We start from the raw sequence: 3,099 nt of genomic DNA, 5'->3' as shown, positions 1-3,099 counted from the left end.
TCACCTTGAATGTGCCCTCAGCAAACAACGCTGTCGATTTTGCTTTTTGCGCATTGCACAACAAGTAAGGCGTATTGTTCCAGGCACCGAAGGGCAATGGGCCACCCGTAAGATCAAGGAAGCCGAGTAACTGGTTTACGCAGAAGTCAGCATCATCCCTTTGGTAGAAACCGCCTGCAACAAAATCAAATGCACCACCCAGATCTGAGGCAAAGCGCAATTCTTGCTGCCAAGTCTTCCGGTCGTCGTCGCGCGTTGCATCGAACAGAGATAGAACCGAACCGTCTGCAGCCACTGGAGCCTGACCGGTATAGGTGTTCGGCAAACGCGACCGCTGGCTGCGCCAGCCCGTAATTGACGTAAACGTGCCCATGCCGACATCAACATTCATGTTGAGGTAAACGCCATCGACATTGACGACATGGCCATCCTGCATCCGCATTAAGCCATCCTGTCGGTTCGACACGCCTCCGTTGTTAAGGGGGTCGCTGCTTTTGTTGCCGCGCGATCCAACATTCAGGGCATCAAACAAGAAGAAACGACCACCGCCGTTTACAGGGGTTTCATTAACCGTCGCGGGCGTTTCCGAGCTATCTCGGATCATTTCATATTGCAGCAACGCATCAAAATTGTCTGACGGCTCCCAAAGCAATTTGGCACGCAAATTGTAGACATCGGTGCCGCCAACCCTGCTGCCATCTCCGCAACCTGACCGGCCAACAAATTTCGCCGTTGTTGCGGGCAACGCCGGTGGTGTCGTTAGAAAGGTCCCAACCGGGCCATAGCAAGCGCCATTGCGCACGAAGCCGTCCGAATATTCATATCCGCCAACAAGACGCAATGCGAGTGTATCCTGGATGATTGGAATATTGACTGACGCATTTCCGCTGTAAGACTTAAAGCTGCCTGCCGCGAGACGAAACTCAGCCCCAAAATTTGAAAGATCTGGCCGCTTTGTCTTGACAGTCACAGCGCCGCCGATTGCGTTCTTGCCAAACAATGTACCTTGCGGTCCGCGCAAAACTTCAACTTGCTGCACGTCAAAGGTATCCAATAACTGGGTTTGAACGCTAGCCATCACAAAGTCGTCAACGGTTACCAGCACGGACGGCTCAAAATACACGATAATGTTATTCTGACCAACACCACGCATGGCAAAGGAAGCCGCATTGAAGCCGGTGATTTTTGCGGCCGAGAAATTGGGAACGAACGAAGCAAGATCACCGATATTGTCAGGACTTGCCTGCTCGATGAGGGTTTGGTCAACCGCAGTGATTGCAATCGGGGTCGTCTGAAGATTGGAGTCGCGCCGTGTCGCCGTCACAATGATGTCAGACAGGCCAGTGTCGTCTGAAGTTACCTCAGTGGTCTGCGCAAAGGCAGGCGTTGCGAGCGCCAGAATTAAGCCTGTTCCAATACCAATAGTCAACATTTTTTTACTGCGCATAAGATCCTCCTCAAACCGTTTTCTTTAAGCAGCTGTTTTTTGCTTTCGTGCTACCCGATGGTCGCTGCGTGCCACATATCGAAATAACAATCAATCATGTTTGTTTTTTTTTGAATTCATGTATCTGTAGACCCCATAAGCGAGAGGAGTACAGTCAATGAATTTCGATTATCAGCTCTGGGATATTCATACGGGCGAGCATCATCCTTTCAATGATCGCGCGCCCAGAATCGACAACGGAACTGGTCGGCCTGACCCGAAACGTTACCATGGCGCGGATTATAAAGACGCTGAATGGAACCGGATGTGGACCCAAACCTGGCTGCTCGCTGGCCCCACGAGTGACCTTCGTGACGATGGCGATTTTGTTCGTTTCGATATTGCGGACGAGAGTTTCATTGTGGTGCGACAAGAAGATGGCAGCCTTAAGGCACATTACAATGTGTGCCCCCATAGAGGGAGCCAACTAATCCTCTCAGATTTTGGCTCTATTGGGAACTTCACATGCCCCTTCCACAGCTGGCAATTCGCACTTGACGGTACGAACACAAAAGTAACGGACGAATTCTCTTTTCATCCTGAAACGCTTTGCCACGATCGCAATCTCACATCCGTAAGATGCGAAGAGGTGGCGGGCCTTGCCTTTATATCTCTTTCAAATGATATGCCGCCTCTACGCGAATGGCTCGGCCCAGTCGCAGACCAACTGGAGACCTATGATATTGGCGCGATGAACGTCATTCAGCATAAGCACACGGAATGGGCAGCGAACTGGAAAGGCGGCGTCGATGCCTTTTATGAAATCTACCATCTCCATGCGGTTCATCCTGAAACGCAAGGTGTTATGGATGACCGCACGCAGATCGACCTCTATCCGAACGGAATGAGCCGTCAATTCGTACCATTTGGGCAGCCCTCACCTCGATTTCCTGATCAACTCAGCGTGAATGAGGGCATTAAGATGATGCTGCGCGATGCCGGTATTGATCCAGACGCCTTTGAAGGTACAGCGCAAGACAGCCGTGCCGCAATCCAAGTTTCAAAGCGCGAACGGGCTAAGAGATTTGGTCTCGACTATGACAAATTCAGCGATACTCAACTTAGCGATTCAACCATCTATGGCATCTTTCCTAATGTGCAGATCGGTTGCCACCCTGAAGCAGTATTCATCCATCGCTTCTTGCCGCATCCAGATGATCCCAATCGGTTCACCTATGACACCTGCATTCTTTTCGCACATGTTGATGCACCGGGCTACGGCCCGCCTGCTTGGATGGGGTTGGCGGACGGGACCGATACAACAGGGATGACACGCCCTGAGATCGAACGCGTTCCGCTTGGCGAGCCGCCCAATCTTGGACAGGTCTTGGACCAGGATTCCGAACTATTACCGATTGTTCAAAAAGGATCACGTTCGCGCGGATTCCGCGGACCGATTTGGAGCGAGCAGGAAGCAAGGCTGCGCCACTCCCATGCAGAGCTTGACCGCTATATTGATGGAGAGATTTAAAAATGAGCTGGACCTTCCTATCACGCTTTAACGTCAAGGCAGACCGAGAAGCAGAATTCTTGACCCTAATCCCACAAATGGAAAGGAATGCTGCCGACGAAATCGGAACCCTGGCATATAAATTTTATCGCCTTGATGCGCC

At 51.3% G+C, this 3,099-nt stretch carries 2 protein-coding genes; one reads left to right on the top strand and one right to left on the bottom strand.

Features of this window, described 5'->3' with window-relative positions; translation table 11 throughout:
* A partial coding sequence (locus ACIQ2T_RS12860) for a TonB-dependent receptor (protein WP_397591148.1) occupies positions 1 to 1,447 on the bottom strand: 1,447 nt, incomplete at its 3' end.
* A 157-nt stretch (positions 1,448 to 1,604) separates the two neighbouring features.
* Here ACIQ2T_RS12860 and ACIQ2T_RS12855 point away from each other — a divergent pair.
* On the top strand, positions 1,605 to 2,957 hold the full coding sequence (locus tag ACIQ2T_RS12855; protein ID WP_397591147.1) for an SRPBCC family protein: 1,353 nt from the start codon (positions 1,605 to 1,607) through the stop codon (positions 2,955 to 2,957).
* Positions 2,958 to 3,099: the final 142 nt, after the last annotated feature.

Origin of the sequence: Sphingorhabdus sp., assembly GCF_044357595.1 — a bacterium.
Classification (GTDB): Bacteria; Pseudomonadota; Alphaproteobacteria; order Sphingomonadales; family Sphingomonadaceae; genus Sphingorhabdus_B.
Note: the sequence above shows the minus strand (reverse complement) of the source record. Positions and strands in the feature narration are given on the sequence as shown.

What these genes read in the sequence shown, in the direction of transcription:
- ACIQ2T_RS12855 (WP_397591147.1), top strand. Translation starts at nt 1,605, where the DNA reads ATGAATTTCGATTATCAGCTCTGGGATATTCATACGGGCGAGCATCAT.